We start from the raw sequence: 20,154 nt of genomic DNA, 5'->3' as shown, positions 1-20,154 counted from the left end.
ATTCCTCAATATTTTTGAACAGTGAATGTTTGAAGTAACTTTTTAGTCAAAATCAGTTGATAGGGATATTAGTGATACATATTTCAATAAAATGTGCCAAAGAATTAAAGATATGAATTATTCAGGTCAATTTAATTATAAATGATTGCGAATTTTATCTCAATAGATATTTGATTAGAATTCAATCGTATGGTGTTCTTCTTACTTATGAAAAAAGTTTTTTGGGTAATTAGATATTTTTTTCACAAGAATTTATTAGTATTGATTTGTTTTCTTCCTATAAATCAACCATACGTATAGGAGGGAATCGTATCCTATTTTTTTCTTATCCTCTTTTGCTACGCTTATGTTTTAGCGCCGTCCTATGGATATTCCTACGTGTATAATTCCTTTGAACATTGAGGTGATGTACTCTCATCGTGTTTAGATGATTATAATAAAAATAATTGTGAATGGCAGTATAATGGTTAGTATTTCCCTATCCTTCTCTCTTCTTTTTAGCCTACTATTCCCTTCAAGTTCAAGAAAGATTGATTGGATAACCTTTCTACTTATCCGCTGTAAGCAAAAAAATATCAAAGAAAAAGCCAAAATTCTGGTTCTATAATATTTGGTGTTGTTACTCAAACTGAGTAGTGACGCCAAATATTTTTTATAATTTCGTTTGTCAAATTAAGTTAGACAATTAATATAATATAGAAAATTCTATTTTCTCTATATCGATTATTATTATTGGTTTGATATTTTGCCTTGTTTGTTGGATAGGAGTAATATTATTGATAGAAAACTTGGTATATCCTGTCAATGGATTGAAATTAACAGATTCAAGTAGAGATTATAATATACTAGTACAAATATATTCTAGATTACATTTAGCTGATTTAAGCTTAGGATTATTAACAATCTTCTTATCTAATTTATCGAATAATCAATATGTATTATACAGTGGTTACATTGTAGGTTGTTTACAAATCGCATTCACTTACTATAGTAAATCTATAAAGATTATAAGTCATATAACCTCAATTGTTTTATGGTTTTTATGGATTATTATTTTTCAATGGCATTATTAATCTATACAGAAATATTGAACTTACTTATTTCTATAAAACTTTGAGATAGTTCTTTAGCGGATTTTCAACAATCATCTGTTTAAAATTTTCTTTATATCGGGTCATAAAAATTCATCCTCTCGTAGATAAGTTTAATTTATTCTTGTCTCTACGAAAAGCTGTCTAAGATTTGATACTAACACCACTGTGGCAAGATGAAGTATTTACAACGGAAAAGGAGTTACAAATTTTTGAAGTGATGATACCGATAAAACCTGTATCTCATTAACTTGCTGAAAACCCAAAACGTGAGTATCAGCTAGAGTTGCTTTATATTTTAAGGAGAAGCATAAAAAATGATTAGCTCAAAGTGAATCAATGAATCATCTAAATGGGTGAGTCACTTTGCATGAACTGGAGTATGCTAACGCTAGAAGTCAAAAAATGAAACCTGTATACAAAAATACCTGTTAAAAGCTTGAATTGTTGATTTACCAACAATTCAAGCTTTTTTAATTTAATCTGCACCTGAAAGCATACCTGTTGCTATTGTTTTCTCGTTGCATGTCGGTTAGTCTACACCATACTCTTTTAATAGGGCATCTGCTAGTTTGTTTACGTTTGAATAGATTTCTAACTCTACAATACTGTCGTTAAATTCCATTTGAATAGATGAATTGAAAATCGAATAAAATTCTGTTGTTCGTTTAAATGTATCCGTTTCAACAATTACTTTTGATCCGTCAACAAAGACATGTCCACAGTTATTTTTAAAATACATAACCTTCCCCTCCTTCCCTTTTAAGAGTAAATACGAAAAAATTGGTCAAAAGAAGACAAGGGAAAGCATTTCGTTGTCAAAACCATGTCCGATTGTCATTGTTGTGTGTTCTTTTCATTTAACCGTCCATTTTGTACGTATCTACCGCTTGCTGAAAGTGGTTATAGCATAGCCAGTCGAAAAAACAAGGATATATGAACTCTCTACGTTCGTCCTTGTTTTTTCTTTGTGTCTAAGCTAAGGGATAACCACAGCAAACGACCGAAACGCACTGAAAAAATGGCAAATAAAAAGAAAGGAGAAAAACACTGCCACTCGATCCTTGACAACAAAACAAATAATAAAAGAATCCAGCTTCACTTCTCTCAACCTCTAAAAAAATGTGTTGGGAAAAAAAGCCTAAAAGAAAGAAGGAGAAAACAATGTCAGTTAGTTATGAAAAAGTAGTAGAAATTGTCCGTCTCAAACAAGTTGTCTGTGATTCCACCTTAGAAATACAAAAAATTACGTCCAGCTTTGGCATTGCCCAATGGCTAATGGATGAGATTGGAAATGAAACGCAAGCTTTGCTTGTAATGGATTGAGTCCACGCTCAACACATTCAACCGAGCCATAAAAACTTTTGCAGTCGATACAAAGAATATCGCGTGAGGGTTCCTTCGAATAGTCGAAGGTAGGATTCACACCAAACTGCATGACCATAATAAATCCCCTTTTCAAAATAACGATACGTTTTATATACATATTAGAACACGTGTTCGCTTTTGGTGTCAAGAGAACTACTCGGTCTTTTTATTTATAGTATTATTAAATTATAGGGTTTTCAGTAAAAATGTAGTTATAAAGCACAGCACGTAGATAGTAATATATAAAGTAATATAATATATTACTTTATGAAAGGTGATTGTATAAGCGCTTATAGTATGAATATTATTTGTAATATAGATAGTAATATTTAAAGTAATATAAATAGTAATATTATGGTAATACACATAGTAATATATATCGTAATATTGTGGTAATACAAATAGTGATATAAAAATTTCGCCCTATAAAAAAAGAAATAGCGATAAGCTACTTCTTTTCATAATTATCGAAGTTAAGTGGATACTTACTATAGCTGTTTAGATGTTTTTGAACTTCTTCTTCAGTGGCAAGTCCCAGCTGTAATAAATGTTGCCAAATTGCATTGTCCATAAAATCTGAAATAAATCCCTTAGTCCCAGGAATTTTTTTAGAATGTCTTTGGTCTTTGTACACTAAACTTTCAACTCGCTGTATAGTTTCTTTTTTATATTTAAATGTACGTGCAACTAGTTCAGAACTTGTAGATTTCGAAGTTTTGCTTAAGCCAAATCTGTTTGCTTCATTAAAGTTTTCGGTAATTGTTTCTTTATCTGAGGGAAAACTATTGCTAACAGTTACCTCAGTCTCAGGTATGCTATCGATAGTGTCATTAGGTGTTTCTAGTTCTTCCAGCTCCTCATCGAATACAGACTCAAAATCTCCTGTTGGTTTTTTTCTGTTTATTCTTGGCATTATTCTTCACCGTCACTTTCAACATATAACTTATGAGGAATTTCTAGTTCTTTACCATTTTTAGAAAGTAAACCTAACTTGTTCATTTCGATAATCAGCTTATAAAAATGCTGAGCAAATTTGTTTTCAGGTGAACTCATTGTTATCGGCATTCCGTTTCGAACTAATTTATCAGCAAAGGTAATTGATCTTGGGAGTTCAGAATCAAAATAATGATAATTGTTTCTATTAGTATATTTCATCATTGCGTTAATCATTTTTGCATGTAGATTTGTATTATAGACTTTGTTGGCAAGTACGCCTCCAATGCGTAAATTTGGATTGTATTTTTCTTTCAATGTGTTCACACGAGATATTAAGTGTGTAACTCCATCAACCCCATTTAAATCAGGTTCATAAGGGACGATAACTACGTCTGCAATTGAAAGAACAGATGAGGTAACTTGTTTTAACTCTGGTGGTGTATCGAAAATGATGTAATCGTATTTATCACTCACATTATCAAATTTACCATCAAGAGCATTAAAATAGTTCGCGCTGGGATCAATAATATTATTCATTTTTTTCTTTAATCCTGAAACAGTCATGATTTCAGTTAAGTTATCCTTAAATTTTTTAAGTAAAGATACAAACCATTCTAATATGGTATCACGAAATTGTTCCATTTTATCAAACTCTAAATAGTTGTTATCAGAATTCGCAGGAAGAACGTCTATATGATCGTCATATGTTTGAACAATAGTTTCTTCAACTGTTGCATTATCCATGAAGACATCATAAATCGTATTTTGATCCTTAGCTACTTTCACACGAAAAGACTTTGTACTATTTCCTTGAGCGTCAGTATCAACGACAAGAATTTTTGCTTCAGGAAAACTCCTACGGATAGCTCCTGCGAGATTGATTGTAATAAGAGTTTTACCAACACCACCCTTGTTTGCTGCAACAGTCAAAACTACTGCCATTTTTCAATTCCTCCCTAAATAATATAATAGTAATATTTTTGGTAATAGATAAGTAATATAGATAATAATATATAAAGTAATATTTTGTTAATCGTAACAATACGAGAAAGTAATATACTATATTACTTTCTCATATTAGCATAATACGTTGTCGAAATCAACAATAAATCAAAAAATAAAACAGCAGATTTTATATTATGTTACTATTGATAATAGTAACATAATAGTAAGGTAATATATTATATTACTATTATGTTACCTTTTAAACACTGATAGATAGGGAATTTGAAGAATTATATTAAAAAAAGGATTGTATATAAATTTTTTTGATGGTAATATTATAAACGAGGATGTTGCTATAATTAACAACGAAGAGGTAAGATTTCATGAAAAAAAACTCTAAAGAGTTTAGAAACGAATATGACAGATTCGTTCTTAAGTTTTTGATTGATAATTATTATATAAGCCGAATTGATCTATCTAAAGCTATTGGATTAGCTCCTAGTTATGTGCGAGAATTTTATAATGGATCTCGTAGCTTTGGAAATGAGGCATTAGAAAAACTAGAATCAACAATTTTTAACTTATATAAACCTTTGCTAGAGAATCATTCATTTGAATTAAATCAAGTACAGGAAATGATAGAATCAATTGATTCTGAAGAGGAACTTGAGTTGTTCAGACTTAAGGGAGCTAACGTATTAGACATTTAGATAATTTCTACTTGATTTGGTAAATTATATTTACAACTTTCAACAGATTCGGTAAGATAAAAAAAATATATAAAAAAGAGACGGATAAACAAGTGAATTTGGCCTCACTTCTTCATCTGAATCACATACAACAACTATGTGTTCTCGTTCGTCTCATGGAAATTATGTGAGTGGCTGGAAACCACTTATGTGATTTGAATAAATCTATTCGGACTACCAATCCGAACCTATAGGTTTATTTTACCATTTTTTGACGAGCAACTCAATATATATACGCTTATTTTGTCGTTCCTTTGAGACTTCTAAGCTATTGGGAGAACACAAATCTTTAAGATTATTTGTGTTCTCTTTTAGTTTGGGAAGGAATAACAGTCATGGCAGCTTCTTTGGATGTCGTATATTCGACGGTATTACAAAATGGTATCCGTAAATTTAAATATAAAAACAGCCACCTAAAACCGGTCTCTTTTAGTGATCAGTCAGGAAAGGGGGCTATTTTTGCGTACCGTTCAAAGGAACACATGATCGAGGGGATTGGGCTAGTGATCACTTCAGAAGAAGGGGTGATCGAGAACAATAATCGATTCACCCATTGGACACCAAATGTATTTCGCTATGGAACGTATGCTGATGAAGCCAGAATGTTTACAAAAGGTCATTCTGAGGACAATTTGCGTCAAATCAATACTTTCTTTGTTGATTTTGACACATTGGATCCAAACTTTGACTATGGAGAAATTATCTTGGCCAGTCACGAGATCGGCTTTATGCCGACAATGATTCTACGTACACCGCATGGATTTCAAGCTTTCTATGTACTAGACAAGCCTGCATACGTGACGAAGAATTCAAATTTTAAAGTGATCAATGTGGCCAAAATGATCTCAAAAAATCTAAGAAACAAATTTTCAAATGATTATCGGTTTCCAGTTGATGTAAATGCCAATCATTTTGGGATCACACGTATGCCTTCTGAAGAGAATGTTTTATTCTTTGAACCACAGTATCGTTATAGTTTCGAAGAATGGATCGACTGGTCAATGAGAGAAGATGCGGACAAAAAAGCGGAGATCAAAAACGTTTTTGTATTACCATCTACTCAAGAATTTCGTCAAGTCGATGAACCCTGGTTCCAGCTGTTGCTAAAAAGTCAAAAAATACAAGGTGAAAAGGGCGTATACGGTCGAAATAATGTCATATTCACCTTGTCTTTGGCATACTTTTCGTCAGGATACGAAGTAGAAGCATGTGAATTGACGATGTTAGAATTCAATGACCGCTTGGCTAACCCTTTATCTGATCGAGAATTAACCAGAATCATTCGTTCCGCTTACTCCGGAAAATATCAAGCAGCGCACAGAGAAAAAATTGTCCTATTATGCCAAGAGTGGGTCGATGCCAATCTTTCTGAAGAGCAACTATTCAACAAAAAACGGGGTTGGTGGAAATTCAAGAAAGAAAGAGCTGTTCGCAAGTATTCACATAGTCATGAATGGGCAGAAGATCTACTGTCCTATTTGAATGAGCAATCCTATGAAGAACAACCATACATTATTTCTACAAAAAAAGAGTTAACTGAACGTTTAAAGATCCCAAAACGTTCCCTGGACAAAGTACTGAAGCAGTTAAGAAAAGAGAACAAAATTCATTTTCGTGTTCGTGCTGGTCGTAATGGGGGTATTATGTTAGCTTCGATACATGGATTGATGCGCTCCGTTATCCGGCTAAAAAAAGAAAGCCGGGGGGCTTATTTCGCTGCGATCTCAGAAGCTTTTGGAAAAGAATACACGTTTATCCAGACAGCACTGAAACGCTTGATAGATCCCAATAAGATCGGCGTGCAAACAGATCTGTTCATGATCGATACAGGCTGAAATTAAAAGGTGCAAATTGCCTATTACATTATATCTATGATACGTTCTTCTTTTTCTCCGCCTTGGTTGCTGGTCTTAAGAAAGAGTAGTATTATTATCGCAAACGTAATAATATGGTGGGAGGTCTTTCTGACTATGAGTATCAATACCTTTGTATATCTCTACCCGATCAATGTGTTTATTATTTCGCGGTTAGGTCTGACAGTAGAGCAATTTTGTGAGTTGCATGGCTATAAGCAGAGTACAGTAGCAAGCTGGGTAACAAGAAACCGTACCGTAAAGACGTTGCCTTGTGATTTTTTGTATTGTCTTAGTCTTTCTTCAGGCTGGTCGATGGATGATGTTTATTGTCATTTATTGGTGTTGGAGGAGAAGTTCTTAAAGAGTATTGATCCCAAGAAGAAGAAAGAGCAGGTGGATTGATGAATGATTGAGGAGGAAATAGCTGAGCTTAATAGGATCAAAGAATGGGCTGTTCTTTTGAAAATCTATTATGGTATTCTGATTCTTTCTTTTATTACGGCCGGATTAGTTTCTCTTTTATTGGTTCTTTTATCGTTATGGACGAATATGATGCTATTTTTGTCTTTACTTTTACTGTTTTTCTTAGGATTAGGGGGAGTAGGTACTGCTATTTTGGATGACTATAAGTGGTCGTTGTTTAGTGGAATTTGTAGGAGAATGAAAAAAAGTGCAACTGTTGAGTCTTATGAATGCTGGAAGAAGGAAATGAACGTGTAGAGGTATACAAAAGAGCCTAGCAATAGATACTAGGCTTTTTCCTATGGCTTTAAAATGTATACAGGTGGAATATGAATGTTGTTTGGACGATCAACGTTTCTGTCAGATAAAGGTTGGAAAGCGCCGTGTAGACCTTCTACCAAATGACTGGATGGCAATAAATTGTGCCAATTTGTTACGATTTTATTTAATTTATTTAATCGATTCTGTTTTTCATTAAGTTGATCATCCATGTAAATATTTAGTACGTTTGTTAGGTATTGTGCCCACATTTTTAATTCGATAGAGTCCACATGGTCTGCTACGAAAGCTAGTTTTTCCAATATGAGTTTTGATTCTTCAAAGTACCCTAAGTCCATTAAGCAGTCAGATAAGTTTCCCAAGCAGATAGGGTAATATTTCTTGTAAAAATGGTTGAATGAGTCCATGACATTGAAGTCAACAGCAAGTAGTTTTTGACTAACTATTTGCAGCTGGTCAATAGATAATGGGGTCATAAAGTCTGCGGAAAATTGGAAATCATAAGAAGTCGGGTACGTGGCTTCTTATGATTTGATTTATAAGAGCCAGGGCTTTAGTGATATCGATTTTAGGAATTTGAGTAGTGTCATTTGATAAAAATTTCTCAAGCAGCATTCTTAAATGGATTAGTGTCAAATTATTGTTTTCGTTTCTAAAACATCCTTGTATAGCAAGATAGCTTGTTGAACATCATGATGTTCAACAAGGTTGTAACGTTTTTTTGAGTGTTGTTGTCTTCGGATATCGAATTCAAACAATCACTACTTATCACTAACAAGTCAATTATCAGATTGAACAGAAAAGTGGATTGACAGCTGAAGCAGTTGCAGAGCTCAAAGATTACTCAAATAAACAATTTCAAGGCTAGAGAACAAAAGCAAGAACAAACAATAGCTTTACAAAGAGAAGAAGAAAAATAAAGGAGAATGAGCTATGAATTTTCTACAAAATAATTTCCAAACTTTATATTTAGGTGCAGCTGCAGGAGATATTCAAGGAAGAATTTCCGGAGCATTAACAACAGTTCAATCCGTATTGACAGGTATACAAGATTGTCAAAAAGCATTTAGATGAAGCGGAAACAATCGTGATTGCGACCGACAGCGACCGAGAAGGTGAAGCAATCGCCCGCTTGATTATCAACCTTTCGGGAAATAGCCGGAAAACCATTAAACGTTTATGGATCAACTCGCTTGAAACTAGCGAAATCAAAAAAGGATTTCAAAATCTGAAGGACGGACAGGCGTTTTATTCCACTTACAAAGAAGCAGAAACCCGACAAATCGCTGATTGGCTGGTAGGAATCAATCTCACCCGTCTTTACACGCTTTATATGCAGAAAAACGGCATGAGAGGCGTGTTTAGCGTTGGACGCGTCCAAACCCCGACTTTATTCTTGATTTACCAACGCAACGAAGAAATCAAACATTTCGTCAGCAAGCCATTTTATGTATGAAGACGAATGGAGAGAATACTATGCAACCAAAAATGAGAGCATACATATTACGAGAAACAAACTCGTTTTCCAATGCAATGAAGGAATCGCTCTGTCTACTCATAAAACGGAAATTGAAAGAATCATGCATGCATTGGCACTTAAACTCTTATTACTGGAGTTAAATTCATATGATTTTTAATCTGCAAAAAAGTTTATAGCACCGTCGCTTATACCAGAAAATATAACAAACGCCGCATTGTTTTTTTGTGCACTTTAATAATCTATTCAACTAAGGAATTAAGCTGGCTGTCAAGAGAGTAATATCGTATTGAATCTCAGGTGGAAATTTTCTGCGGTATCTTTTTTGACTGAAATGACATTAGTGTCTTTTGGGGATTGTGTATGTAAGTATTTTTTAAAATCATTTTAACAAGTTTTGGACAAAAATTCTCATGAAAAAACAGAATTTAAATAGCATGATAAATTAGAGAAGATAGTTTAATGTGCTTATAGGAACACCCCACTTTTACAGTCACAATCAATAACCTTGCTACTTTCTTTCGAAATTGATAAGAGTCTAAAGGATTGACAACGCTTGATAGTGAGCGTAAACTTAATGTACGCTAGTTATTTTACAAGTGCAAACTAAAAAAGTATGATGTGTCGTCTCTGAAATTCTCCCTGATTCAAGTCATAACCAGAGTACATATCGGTTATTTTTTGATTCCATATTTTTTCCTTTATGTGCTGAGGATTAAGGGGTACCAATTGTAATTGCGCGTTATATGGTCTTTGTTTAGAATCGCTCTCCAAAAAGCTAATTTTTTTGCATAGAATTTTAGATGTGGTATCATTAATTAGAATTATTATAAATAAGAAGTAGGTATCATTGTTTCAGTACAAAGACTAGGAGGAATGGAAGATGGAAATAGACTACAAGGATCATGGGAAGAAGCCGTATATCATTAATATTGAAGACGCCACCACAGGAAATGATAATTACCGGACGACCATTTGGACAGGCAGTAAACTGCAAGTCACCGTAATGTCCATTCAACCGGGCGATGACATCGGTTTGGAAGTGCACGAAGGCATTGACCAATTTATCCGTATTGAAGAAGGAGAAGGCGTGTGTAAAATGGGGCCTTCTAAAGATAACTTACATGTTCAACAAAAAGTGATGGATGATGACGCCGTATTTGTTCCGGCGGACATGTGGCACAACATCGAAAACACCGGTGATAAGCCGCTCAGACTGTATACCATTTATGCTGGTCCAGATCACCTTGAAGGAACGGTTCACCCTACTCATGAAGACGCCAAAAACGATCCAAACGAACACTGAGGTACACTAGGATGAAACAAAAGCCCTGCACCCGTATGGATGGTCCACTGGTGCAGGGCTTTTTTATAAAGGAGAGAAGTGGTATGAGTGATTCATTGTTTCAATTAGAGAAGGTTGGTTTTCAGGCAAACGGAAACCAAATCCTTCAAGATATCTCTTTTACAGTAAACAAAGGGGAAGTGATTGTTTTTTCTGGTCCTTCTGGAAGTGGAAAAAGTACCCTTTTGAAATTAATTGGTACGCTGCTTTCCCCAACTTCCGGAAAAATTTATTATCGAGGTACGGATCTGCAAAAAATCGATCCTGTGGAGTATAGAAAAGAAGTCTCTTATTTCTTTCAAAACGCTTCTCTATTCGATGAGACAGTTCAAGAGAACTTGTCTTTTCCTGCCCGCATAAGAGAAGAAGGATTTGATCGGGAACGTGCAAAAAAATTGTTAGAACGAGTTCAAATACCTGAAACTTACTTATCGAAAGAGGTCAAGGAACTATCAGGAGGGGAAAAACAACGGGTTGCATTGGTCCGAAATTTGATGTATCAACCGAAAGTGTTGCTCCTGGATGAAGTTACCAGTTCATTGGACCAAGAAAACAGAGCGATTGTCCTTGATTTAGTCCGAGACATGATGAAAGACCAACAAACTACGGTGTTGGCCGTCACTCACAACCAGGAAGAAATCGACCAAGCTTCTCGTCTGATTACTATCAAAGGTGGAAAAATGGAGGAATCGAAATGACAAACAATTTGGAAATCAGTAATCTTTCTTTGCTTTTATCCTCTGTCCTCTTGATAGTTGCCTTGTTGATTGATTACAAAGAGAAATTGGGATTAGGAAACGACATTTTTATTGCGGGAATTCGCGCTGTCGTTCAATTATTCCTTATTGGATATGTATTGAGCTACGTATTACGAGTGGATAACAACTTTCTCACTTTAGCGATGGTTTTGTTCATTGTGTTCAACGCTTCTTATAACGCCCATACACGCAGTGAGGGGATCAACCGCTCTTTTAAAATTTCAACGACGGCTATTGGAGTAGGAACAGCCTTGTCCTTACTCATTCTTGTTTTTTCAGGAGTCATTGACTGGACCCCTTCCCAAATCGTTCCAATTACAGGCATGATTGCCAGCAACGCCATGACTGCGATTGGAGTGACCTATCGGTCTTTGAATTCAAAATTTACGGACCAACGCCAACAGGTATTGGAAAAATTGGCATTGGGAGCCAATAAAAAACAAGCGTCCATGAGTATTGTAAGAGAAAGCGTCAAAACGGGCATGGCTCCTTCTATTGACCGAACAAAAACGGTTGGACTTGTCAGCCTACCAGGTATGATGTCAGGGTTGATTTTTGCGGGAATTGATCCTGTTCAAGCGATTCGTTACCAAATTGTTGTGATGTTTATGTTGATTTCAGTTACTGCGATTTCTTCATTTATTGCTAGTTATATGGCTTACCGTGAGTTTTATAACAATCGCAGTCAATTAATTATATGATTTGGGATGATACACTATTCTTAAAACCAGTGGTTACAATTTTATGTAGTTAAAAGAAGACCTCACGAGAATAATTGCAAAAAGAACTTCATTTTTTAAGGAAGAAGGATATTTTTGTCATCGAATCTTTGGAACGACTAGGGCGAAACTATGATGAAATTTTTTATATAGTGCAGCAACTGGATTAAAAGGATATCGGACTGATTGTTTTGAACATGCCTATCCTCAACCAATGAGAACTTTCGACGAAATCATGTTCTAGAAAGAAATTTCTATCCAATAAGAATTCCAAATCATGGACACTATTATCAAAGATGATAATTTGACAATGATTGCTAGAGAAGTTGAATCAACATTAAAAGAAGTAGTGGACGCTGCTAAATAAATATAAAAAAGTCTTTCTCGTGAACTAAAATGGACCCCTATAGAGGACACTAAAAAAAGTGTCCTCTATAGTTTTTTTTGCCCATAGGGAGGAAGGTCATGTAACTTTATCCACTAGCTCTTAATACAAGATTCGGAAATACCGACATATTATGGTCGTTTTTATTCTTTTTGAAAAATGCTTTACAAAAAATATGCATGGGGGTATATAAATGAAAAATATCATTTTATTAAGTATAAAAGGTTATCAAAAAGGAATTTCGCCGTTGTTTCCACCGAGTTGCCGTTATTATCCCACCTGCTCGCACTATGCTGTTGATGCGATTGAAAAACACGGAGCAGCAAAAGGGTCTCTAATGGGAGCCGCACGTATTATGCGGTGTCATCCATTTGTTAAAGGCGGATATGATCCAGTGCCAAGTACATTTTCATTGAAAAGAAATAACAGACATAAGATAAAAGGAGAGGAACAATCAAATGACAGTAAAAGTAACTGATATAACATTAGCATCAGAAGTAAAAGAGGGTATTACATTAGTCGATTTTTGGGCTCCTTGGTGCGGGCCATGTAAGATGTTAGGACCAGTATTAGAAGAATTAGAAGCAGAATTTGCACCTGAAATTAAAATTGCAAAGTTGAACATTGACGAAAACAATGTAATAGCTAGTCAACTGGGCATTATGAGCATTCCTACCATGGTTTTATATAAAGATGGTCAGCCTATTGAAAAAATAGTTGGCTACCAACCAAAAGAAGTACTAAAAGAGTATTTAATGGAAAAAGTAACAGCAGAATAATTACTATTATGAAGAGTAAAAATATGTTTTTCAAAAAAACACCTACGATTTCGACTACTGAACTGGAGAATAAATTATCCGAAAAGCCGCAAATTATTGATGTGAGAGAACCGCATGAATTCAAAATTGGTCATATTCCAGGTGCAAAAAATATTCCATTGGCTAAAGTTTCTACCTATACCCCGAAGGGTCAAGTCTACGTAGTGTGCCAATCTGGGATGCGCAATAAACGAGCGACGAAAATATTGCTGAAACAAGGACATGATGTTATCAACGTCCGTGGCGGCATGATGGCATGGGCAGGAGCAAAAAAAGGAGGCAAGAATTAATGAGAATTGTCATTATTGGTGGTGTAGCAGGTGGTATGTCTGCTGCTACACGGTTAAGACGTTTGGATGAAAGAGCAGAAGTTATCGTGTTAGAAAAAGGGCCATATGTGTCATTTGCTAATTGTGGTTTGCCTTATTATGTCGCTGGAGAAATTGATGAACGGACGGATTTGTTAGTTCAAACTCCAGAATCTTTGCAAGCAAGGTTCAATTTAGACGTACGACCAAATAGTGAAGCTATTTCCATCGACTCCAACAACAAAGAAGTGGTTGTGCAAACCGATCAAGAAACATACACGTTGGGGTATGACAAATTAATCTTGTCTCCAGGAGCAAAGCCATGCCATTACATTTATATCTCTGATACGTATTTACATTTATATTAATAAGCAACTATCTTTAGTTGTTTTTTAGAAACTAGTTGTATTTCTTTTTTTATATCTTAATTTGACAATTAAGATTATTTTAGTTTTAACTACACCCGTTCATGGATATGCTATTATTCAAGAAATTGATAAGTTAAGTGATGGATCAGTTAAGGTAGCAGCAGGAACTATGTATGGAGCGATTGAAAATTTACTTAAGCTTAATTTGATAGAAGAAATTCCAAGTAGACCTCATCGTCGCAAAGAGGGCAAAAATCCCTTTAAGAGATTTTTACCCTCTTTGCGACGTTGAGGCCTTTGTTTTTCGTTCTCGTTTTTTGTTTGATTAACTAGAAGGGATTAAAAGACTGCATTTTGATTTATTTTTTTAGGGTAAAGGAGAGAGTAGCCCGAAAATTTTTAGTTGGCTTGGACTGAACGAAGTGAGGGAAAGGCTACTAAAACGTCGAGGGGCAGTGAGAGCGTAGCGAACACTTGTTTTTTTGAATTTCTATCTTTGTTAGGTCAATAGAGTATACCTATTTGTCCTAATATGATTTTAGCAGTATAATTGACTTGGTGAATAGGTCATTTAAGTTGGGCATAATAGGAGGAGTAAAATGAAAAAATTTATTTATCGAGTTTTAGAAAATGACGAAGTGGTGGCTATTTTTAATGAGCAACAATATGCGCAAGATTTTATCGCTTACGAAAAGACAATTTCTGATAAGCAATTTGAAATTGAAAAAGTAGATATTGCTGATTGGTTATTGCAACCGAGAGAATTTTAGAGGTTGGTTGAAAATGGCTAAAATTGGTTATGCACGTGTCAGTAGCAAAGAACAGAACTTAGATCGGCAATTACAAGCGTTACAGGGCGTTTCTAAGGTCTTTTCAGACAAATTAAGCGGTCAATCGGTCGAACGCCCACAATTACAAGCTATGCTTAACTATATTCGTGAAGGGGATATTGTTATTGTTACTGAATTAGATCGATTAGGACGAAATAATAAAGAATTAACAGAATTGATGAATCAAATTCAAATTAAGGGGGCAACCCTGGAAGTCTTAAATTTACCCTCAATGAATGGTATTGAAGATGAAAATTTAAGGCGTTTGATTAATAATTTAGTGATTGAATTATATAAGTATCAAGCGGAATCAGAACGCAAACGTATTAAAGAACGACAAGCCCAAGGGATTGAAATAGCTAAGTCAAAAGGAAAATTCAAAGGTCGTCAGCATAAATTTAAAAAAAATGATCCACGTTTAAAACATGCTTTTGATTTATTTTTGAATGGTTGTTCCGATAAAGAAGTTGAAGAACAAACTGGAATCAATCGCAGAACGTTTAGAAGGTATCGTACAAGATATAACGTGACAGTCGATCAAAGAAAAAACAAGGGAAAGAGGGATAGTTAATGAGTACAGTTATTTTAGCTGAAAAACCAAGCCAGGCGTTAGCCTATGCCCAGGCATTTAATCAGAGTGATAAGAAAGACGGATATTTTGAGATCAAAGACCCACTATTTACAGATGAAACGTTTATCACCTTTGGTTTTGGGCATTTAGTGGAATTAGCAGAACCAGGTCATTATGACGAAAAGTGGCAAAATTGGAAACTTGAATCGTTGCCGATTTTTCCTGATCGATACGATTTTGAAGTTGCAAAAGATAAGGGAAAGCAGTTTAAAATTGTTGCAGAACTTCTCAAAAAGGCAAATACAATTATTGTTGCAACAGATAGCGACAGAGAAGGTGAAAATATCGCCTGGTCGATTATCCATAAAGCAAATGCCTTTTCAAAAGATAAAACATTTAAAAGACTATGGATCAATAGCTTAGAAAAAGATGTAATCCGAAGCGGTTTTCAAAATTTGCAACCTGGAATGAATTACTATCCCTTTTATCAAGAAGCGCAAACACGCCAAATTGCCGATTGGTTGATCGGCATGAACGCAAGCCCTTTGTATACGTTAAATTTACAACAGAAGGGCGTACAAGGTACATTTTCACTAGGACGTGTTCAAACGCCCACCTTATACCTTATTTTTCAGCGCCAGGAAGCCATAGAGAATTTTAAAAAAGAACCTTTTTTCGAGGTGGAAGCTAGTATAAAAGTAAACCAAGGGTCGTTTAAGGGCGTTCTAAGCCCCACACAGCGTTTTAAAACCCAAGAGGAGCTTTTAGCTTTTGTTTCTTCTAAACAAGCTAAAATAGGCAATCAAGAGGGGATAATTGCTGATGTTCAAACCAAAGAGAAGAAAACGAATAGTCCGAGTTTGTTTTCTTTAAGTAGTTTGCAATCAAAAGTCAATCAGCTTTATAAAGCGACAGCGAGCCAAACTTTAAAAGCTATGCAAGGACTGTATGAAGCAAAATTATTGAGTTATCCAAGAACAGATACACCATTTATTACAGAGAACGAATTTGCTTATTTAAAAGCGAATTTTGGCAAATATAGCGGTTTTTTAGGACTTGATCTTGAAATGGTTCAAACAGAGCCTAGAAAGCGTTATGTGGACGGTAGTAAGGTACAGGAACACCACGCCATTATCCCAACAAAACAAGTACCTACCGAATCTGCATTAGCGAAAATGGACGATTTACAACGAAAAATTTATGCTTTAGTCGTTAAAACGACCGTTGCCATGTTTTTACCTGATTACTTGTATGAAGAAACCAAGATACAAACGAAAGTAGCTGATTTGCTGTTTCAATCGATCGGAAAGACACCAAAGCAAGAAGGGTGGAAAATTCTTTTCAAACAACAAACCAAAGAAGAAAAAGAGGACGTTCAAACGTTACCACTCGTTATCATTGGCGAACGTGCCGAAGTTGGTGTTAAGAGTGTTGAAAAAGAAACGCAACCGCCAAAAGCTTTTACAGAGGGTACATTATTAACTGCTATGAAAACGGCGAATAAAACGGTTGATGATGAAGAAGCAATCAAGATTTTACAAGAAGTTGAGGGGATTGGAACAGAAGCGACAAGAGCAAGTATTATTGAAGCGTTAAAACAAAAAGAATATATCCAAGTGATTAAGAATAAGCTTGTTGTAACTGAAAAAGGAAAATTATTGTGCCAGGCAGTTGAAAGTCAGCACCTTTTAACGAGTGCTGAAATGACGGCTAAATGGGAAACGTATTTAAAAAAAATCGGTAAAAGAGAAGGCAATCAAGAGAACTTTATTACGAATATCAAAAAATTCATTGTTCATTTACTGGAAGCTGTACCTAACGATATAGAAAAACTAAATTTTTCTGATTACCAGGAACAGAAAGAAAAAGAAGCAGAAAAAAGTATTGTAGGAAAATGTCCTAAGTGTGGCAACAATATTGTATTAAAAAAATCGTTTTATGGTTGTTCAAATTATCCTGAATGTAAGTTTACTTTAGCTGAACATTTTAGAAAGAAAAAACTAACCAAAACGAATGTAAAAGAATTACTGGAGGGAAAAGAAACCCTGGTAAAAGGAATCAAAAACAAAGAGAAAAAGCCCTACAATGCCGTTGTAAAAATTGGGGAAAAGGGATATATTGATTTTATATCTTTCTCAAAATAAACATAAAAGCCCTTTAAAGAGGGCTTTTATATATTAATCACAAATCACAAGTGATTAATCACAAATCACAAGTGATTTGTGATTCTTAATGATACAATATTACTATACAAAAAAAGAATGGGGCGTAGTTATGGAGAAGGAAAAACTAAAAATACTTGAAGAATTAAGACGTATTTTAAACAATAAAAATGAAGCAATTATTATCTTGAATAATTACTTTAAAGGTGGTGTTGGAAAGTCCAAATTATCGACTATGTTTGCTTACTTGACAGACAAATTGAATTTAAAAGTTTTAATGATCGATAAGGACTTACAGGCAACATTGACAAAAGACTTAGCAAAAACTTTTGAGGTAGAATTGCCACGTGTCAATTTTTATGAAGGCTTGAAAAATGGAAACTTGGCTTCTTCTATTATTCATTTGACTGATAATTTAGACTTGATCCCTGGCACGTTTGATTTGATGTTACTGCCAAAATTAACTCGCTCATGGACGTTTGAAAATGAAAGTAGATTGCTTGCTACTCTTTTAGCACCTTTAAAAAGTGACTATGATCTTATTATTATTGATACTGTACCAACGCCAAGCGTTTATACAAATAATGCAATCGTGGCGAGTGATTACGTTATGATCCCTTTACAAGCAGAAGAAGAAAGTACAAACAACATTCAAAACTATATTTCCTATTTGATTGATTTGCAAGAACAGTTTAACCCTGGACTAGATATGATTGGTTTTGTTCCTTATTTAGTTGATACGGACAGCGCAACGATAAAATCAAACCTGGAAGAACTGTACAAAGAACATAAAGAGGATAATTTGGTTTTCCGAAATATTATCAAGCGAAGTAATAAAGTAAGTACTTGGTCTAAAAATGGCATTACAGAACACAAAGGCTATGACAAAAAAGTTTTGTCTATGTATGAGAACGTATTTTTTGAAATGATTGAGCGAATCATTCAATTAGAAAATGAAAAAGAATAGAATCACAAATCACAAATCACAAATCACAAGTGATTAATCACAAATCACTTGTGATTTGTGATAGGTGATGATAAAATAAATAGTAAGAAGAAATAGAAAGAAGTGAGCGATCGTGGGAAATTTAGGCGCACAAAAAGCAAAACGAAATGATACACCAATCAGTGCAAAAAAAGATATAATGGGAGATAAGACGGTTCGTGTTCGTGCTGACTTGCACCATATCATAAAAATCGAAACAGCAAAGAATGGCGGAAACGTAAAAGAAGTTATGGATCAAGCCTTAGAAGAATATATACGGAAATATTTACCTGATAAACTTTAAAAGGAGTGAAAATGAAATGGCAGTTACGTATGAAAAAACATTTGAAATAGAGATCATTAACGAATTATCGGCAAGCGTTTATAATCGAGTATTAAACTATGTTTTGAACCATGAATTAAATAAAAATGACTCTCAATTATTGGAAGTCAATTTATTAAACCAATTAAAGCTTGCAAAATGTGTAAATCTTTTTGATTATTCTTTAGAAGAATTACAAGCCGTTCATGAGTATTGGCGGGCAATGAATCGTTACTCAAAACAAGTTTTGAATAAAGAGAAAGTGGCTTAATATGGCAAATATAGTCAATTTTACTGACAAACAATTTGAGAATCGCTTAAATGATAATTTAGAAGAATTGATTCAAGGAAAAAAAGCGGTTGAATCGCCAACCGCTTTTTTACTTGGTGGGCAACCAGGGTCAGGGAAAACCAGTTTGCGATCAGCAATTTTTGAAGAAACACAAGGGAATGTTATTGTTATTGATAATGATACCTTTAAACAACAGCACCCTAATTTTGATGAACTAGTGAAACTTTATGAAAAAGACGTAGTAAAACACGTTACCCCTTATTCTAATCGCATGACAGAAGCGATCATAAGCCGTTTGAGCGATAAAGGGTATAATTTGGTGATCGAAGGTACAGGACGAACAACAGACGTTCCTATTCAAACCGCAACAATGCTTCAAGCCAAAGGTTATGAAACAAAAATGTATGTCATGGCAGTACCTAAAATCAACTCATATTTAGGAACAATTGAACGGTATGAAACTATGTATGCAGATGATCCAATGACAGCTAGGGCAACACCAAAACAAGCGCATGATATTGTTGTCAAAAACTTACCGACCAATTTAGAAACCCTTCATAAAACGGGCTTATTTAGCGATATAAGGCTTTACAATAGAGAAGGAGTGAAACTCTATTCAAGCTTAGAAACGCCTTCCATTAGTCCGAAAGAGACCTTAGAAAGAGAATTAAATCGTAAAGTATCAGGGAAAGAAATTCAACCGACTTTGGAGAGAATAGAGCAAAAAATGGTTCAAAATCAACACCAAGAAACCCCTGAATTTAAAGCAATTCAACAAAAAATGGAAAGCTTGCAGCCACCTACACCACCAATACCCAAAACACCTAAACTTCCAGGACTTTAAACCTTAAAAAAGGAAAAGAGTAGTTACCAAAAAACGGTAACTACTCTTTTTTTATAAAAACATTTCCTCATGTTTTAAAAGCTGATCGAGAAATAAAGCACACAACGGTGTTCTTTCTTTTTTCAGTTGGTACATTTTGCAGTCTGTAACGTGTCATTTACTGTTTGTTACCTTAACATATCCAGTCGAAAACACAAGGGTATATAAACGAGCAAGCTCGCCCTTGTGTTTTCTTTGTGTCTATGTTGCGTTCTCGTCACAGCAAACGACACGAACACACTGGC

24 protein-coding genes and 4 pseudogenes are annotated in these 20,154 nt (G+C 34.7%); 23 read left to right on the top strand and 5 right to left on the bottom strand.

The features are described 5' to 3' along the window. Window positions 1-1,623 precede the first annotated feature (1,623 nt). Window positions 1,624-1,833, bottom strand: coding sequence for a hypothetical protein (locus CBF36_RS11255; RefSeq protein WP_031644640.1), 210 nt, complete (start codon window positions 1,831-1,833; stop codon window positions 1,624-1,626). Window positions 1,834-2,255: 422 nt separating this feature from the next. Between CBF36_RS11255 and CBF36_RS12600 the strand changes: the two genes are divergently transcribed. Then, the gene (locus CBF36_RS12600; RefSeq protein ID WP_165865469.1) at window positions 2,256-2,417 is read left to right on the top strand and encodes a hypothetical protein; all 162 of its coding nucleotides are present in this window, start codon (window positions 2,256-2,258) and stop codon (window positions 2,415-2,417) included. Here the strand turns inward: CBF36_RS12600 and CBF36_RS12505 are convergent. The 3 genes and pseudogenes from CBF36_RS12505 to CBF36_RS11240 all read right to left on the bottom strand — a co-directional run. Further along, window positions 2,395-2,535: pseudogene (locus CBF36_RS12505) on the bottom strand (excinuclease ABC subunit A); the annotation flags it as partial. The gene CBF36_RS12600 and the pseudogene CBF36_RS12505 sit on opposite strands and share 23 nt — an antisense overlap. 372 nt (window positions 2,536-2,907) lie before the next feature. Then, entirely contained in the window at window positions 2,908-3,372 is a 465-nt protein-coding gene (locus CBF36_RS11245; protein WP_029486099.1) for a hypothetical protein, read from the bottom strand. Continuing rightward, on the bottom strand, window positions 3,372-4,337 hold the full coding sequence (locus CBF36_RS11240) for a ParA family protein (protein WP_002300091.1): 966 nt from the start codon (window positions 4,335-4,337) through the stop codon (window positions 3,372-3,374). The genes CBF36_RS11245 and CBF36_RS11240 overlap by 1 nt, the downstream gene beginning before the upstream one ends. A gap of 386 nt (window positions 4,338-4,723) precedes the next feature. On the opposite strand from CBF36_RS11240, the gene CBF36_RS11235 reads away from it, so the two are divergent. The 4 genes from CBF36_RS11235 (at window position 4,724) to CBF36_RS11220 (ending at window position 7,665) form a co-directional block, all read left to right on the top strand. Continuing rightward, window positions 4,724-5,050 carry a hypothetical protein gene (locus tag CBF36_RS11235; RefSeq protein WP_002300090.1) on the top strand — a complete coding sequence of 109 codons (327 nt, stop codon included), beginning with the start codon at window positions 4,724-4,726 and terminating at the stop codon, window positions 5,048-5,050. Between the two features lie 374 nt (window positions 5,051-5,424). Beyond that, the gene (locus tag CBF36_RS11230) at window positions 5,425-6,924 is read left to right on the top strand and encodes a primase C-terminal domain-containing protein (RefSeq protein ID WP_125958483.1); all 1,500 of its coding nucleotides are present in this window, start codon (window positions 5,425-5,427) and stop codon (window positions 6,922-6,924) included. 135 nt (window positions 6,925-7,059) lie between these two features. Beyond that, window positions 7,060-7,347 carry a type III secretion system protein PrgN gene (locus CBF36_RS11225; protein ID WP_125958482.1) on the top strand — a complete coding sequence of 96 codons (288 nt, stop codon included), beginning with the start codon at window positions 7,060-7,062 and terminating at the stop codon, window positions 7,345-7,347. A gap of 3 nt (window positions 7,348-7,350) precedes the next feature. Continuing rightward, window positions 7,351-7,665 carry a hypothetical protein gene (locus tag CBF36_RS11220; RefSeq protein ID WP_108145070.1) on the top strand — a complete coding sequence of 105 codons (315 nt, stop codon included), beginning with the start codon at window positions 7,351-7,353 and terminating at the stop codon, window positions 7,663-7,665. A gap of 41 nt (window positions 7,666-7,706) precedes the next feature. Here CBF36_RS11220 and CBF36_RS12500 read toward each other — a convergent pair whose 3' ends face one another. Further along, entirely contained in the window at window positions 7,707-8,162 is a 456-nt protein-coding gene (locus CBF36_RS12500; protein WP_243638027.1) for a hypothetical protein, read from the bottom strand. Between the two features lie 457 nt (window positions 8,163-8,619). Here CBF36_RS12500 and CBF36_RS12325 point away from each other — a divergent pair, with 457 nt between their 5' ends. From CBF36_RS12325 to CBF36_RS11120, 18 genes and pseudogenes are all read left to right on the top strand, one after another. Next, window positions 8,620-8,760, top strand: a complete 141-nt coding sequence (locus tag CBF36_RS12325; protein ID WP_165865470.1) for a hypothetical protein — start codon at window positions 8,620-8,622, stop codon at window positions 8,758-8,760. A gap of 13 nt (window positions 8,761-8,773) precedes the next feature. Continuing rightward, a pseudogene (locus tag CBF36_RS11210) lies at window positions 8,774-9,136 on the top strand (DNA topoisomerase); the annotation flags it as partial. After that, a complete protein-coding gene (locus CBF36_RS11205) occupies window positions 9,135-9,323 on the top strand; it encodes a hypothetical protein (protein ID WP_007209261.1) in 189 nt (62 codons plus the stop codon). The pseudogene CBF36_RS11210 and the gene CBF36_RS11205, both read left to right, overlap by 2 nt. 723 nt (window positions 9,324-10,046) lie before the next feature. Next, window positions 10,047-10,469: a cupin domain-containing protein gene (locus CBF36_RS11195; protein ID WP_002307506.1), complete on the top strand. Its 423-nt coding sequence runs from the start codon at window positions 10,047-10,049 to the stop codon at window positions 10,467-10,469. 83 nt (window positions 10,470-10,552) lie between these two features. Next, entirely contained in the window at window positions 10,553-11,206 is a 654-nt protein-coding gene (locus CBF36_RS11190) for an ABC transporter ATP-binding protein (protein ID WP_002307505.1), read from the top strand. Beyond that, window positions 11,203-11,967 carry an ABC transporter permease gene (locus tag CBF36_RS11185; protein WP_002311027.1) on the top strand — a complete coding sequence of 255 codons (765 nt, stop codon included), beginning with the start codon at window positions 11,203-11,205 and terminating at the stop codon, window positions 11,965-11,967. The genes CBF36_RS11190 and CBF36_RS11185 overlap by 4 nt, the downstream gene beginning before the upstream one ends. A 596-nt stretch (window positions 11,968-12,563) precedes the next feature. Next, on the top strand, window positions 12,564-12,848 hold the full coding sequence (yidD, locus tag CBF36_RS11170; protein WP_002318456.1) for a membrane protein insertion efficiency factor YidD: 285 nt from the start codon (window positions 12,564-12,566) through the stop codon (window positions 12,846-12,848). Beyond that, window positions 12,829-13,149 (top strand): thioredoxin, encoded by a 321-nt coding sequence (gene trxA / locus CBF36_RS11165; RefSeq protein ID WP_002318457.1) that lies wholly within the window; start codon window positions 12,829-12,831, stop codon window positions 13,147-13,149. Before yidD ends, trxA begins: the two co-directional genes overlap by 20 nt. A 23-nt stretch (window positions 13,150-13,172) precedes the next feature. After that, complete coding sequence (locus tag CBF36_RS11160) at window positions 13,173-13,478, top strand: rhodanese-like domain-containing protein (protein WP_078127033.1); 306 nt, start codon at window positions 13,173-13,175, stop codon at window positions 13,476-13,478. Beyond that, window positions 13,478-13,819: pseudogene (locus CBF36_RS11155) on the top strand (FAD-dependent oxidoreductase); the annotation flags it as partial. The gene CBF36_RS11160 and the pseudogene CBF36_RS11155, both read left to right, overlap by 1 nt. A gap of 106 nt (window positions 13,820-13,925) precedes the next feature. Then, window positions 13,926-14,108 (top strand): annotated as a pseudogene (locus tag CBF36_RS11150) (PadR family transcriptional regulator); the annotation flags it as partial. A 355-nt stretch (window positions 14,109-14,463) separates the two neighbouring features. Continuing rightward, on the top strand, window positions 14,464-14,634 hold the full coding sequence (locus CBF36_RS12320; protein WP_000713595.1) for a hypothetical protein: 171 nt from the start codon (window positions 14,464-14,466) through the stop codon (window positions 14,632-14,634). Between the two features lie 13 nt (window positions 14,635-14,647). Further along, complete coding sequence (locus CBF36_RS11145) at window positions 14,648-15,265, top strand: recombinase family protein (protein ID WP_125958481.1); 618 nt, start codon at window positions 14,648-14,650, stop codon at window positions 15,263-15,265. After that, complete coding sequence (locus CBF36_RS11140) at window positions 15,265-17,409, top strand: type IA DNA topoisomerase (protein WP_125958480.1); 2,145 nt, start codon at window positions 15,265-15,267, stop codon at window positions 17,407-17,409. The genes CBF36_RS11145 and CBF36_RS11140 overlap by 1 nt, the downstream gene beginning before the upstream one ends. A gap of 88 nt (window positions 17,410-17,497) precedes the next feature. Then, the gene (locus CBF36_RS11135) at window positions 17,498-18,394 is read left to right on the top strand and encodes a ParA family protein (RefSeq protein ID WP_002334978.1); all 897 of its coding nucleotides are present in this window, start codon (window positions 17,498-17,500) and stop codon (window positions 18,392-18,394) included. 112 nt (window positions 18,395-18,506) lie between these two features. Then, window positions 18,507-18,716 (top strand): peptide-binding protein, encoded by a 210-nt coding sequence (locus CBF36_RS11130; RefSeq protein ID WP_000527318.1) that lies wholly within the window; start codon window positions 18,507-18,509, stop codon window positions 18,714-18,716. Between the two features lie 16 nt (window positions 18,717-18,732). Continuing rightward, window positions 18,733-19,005, top strand: a complete 273-nt coding sequence (locus CBF36_RS11125) for an antitoxin (RefSeq protein ID WP_125958479.1) — start codon at window positions 18,733-18,735, stop codon at window positions 19,003-19,005. A 1-nt stretch (window position 19,006) separates the two neighbouring features. After that, complete coding sequence (locus CBF36_RS11120) at window positions 19,007-19,870, top strand: zeta toxin family protein (RefSeq protein WP_125958478.1); 864 nt, start codon at window positions 19,007-19,009, stop codon at window positions 19,868-19,870. Window positions 19,871-20,154: the final 284 nt, after the last annotated feature.

This window comes from Vagococcus bubulae (assembly GCF_003950315.1).
Lineage (GTDB): Bacteria > Bacillota > Bacilli > Lactobacillales > Vagococcaceae > Vagococcus > Vagococcus bubulae.
This window is presented reverse-complemented; position numbering and strand designations above follow the sequence as displayed.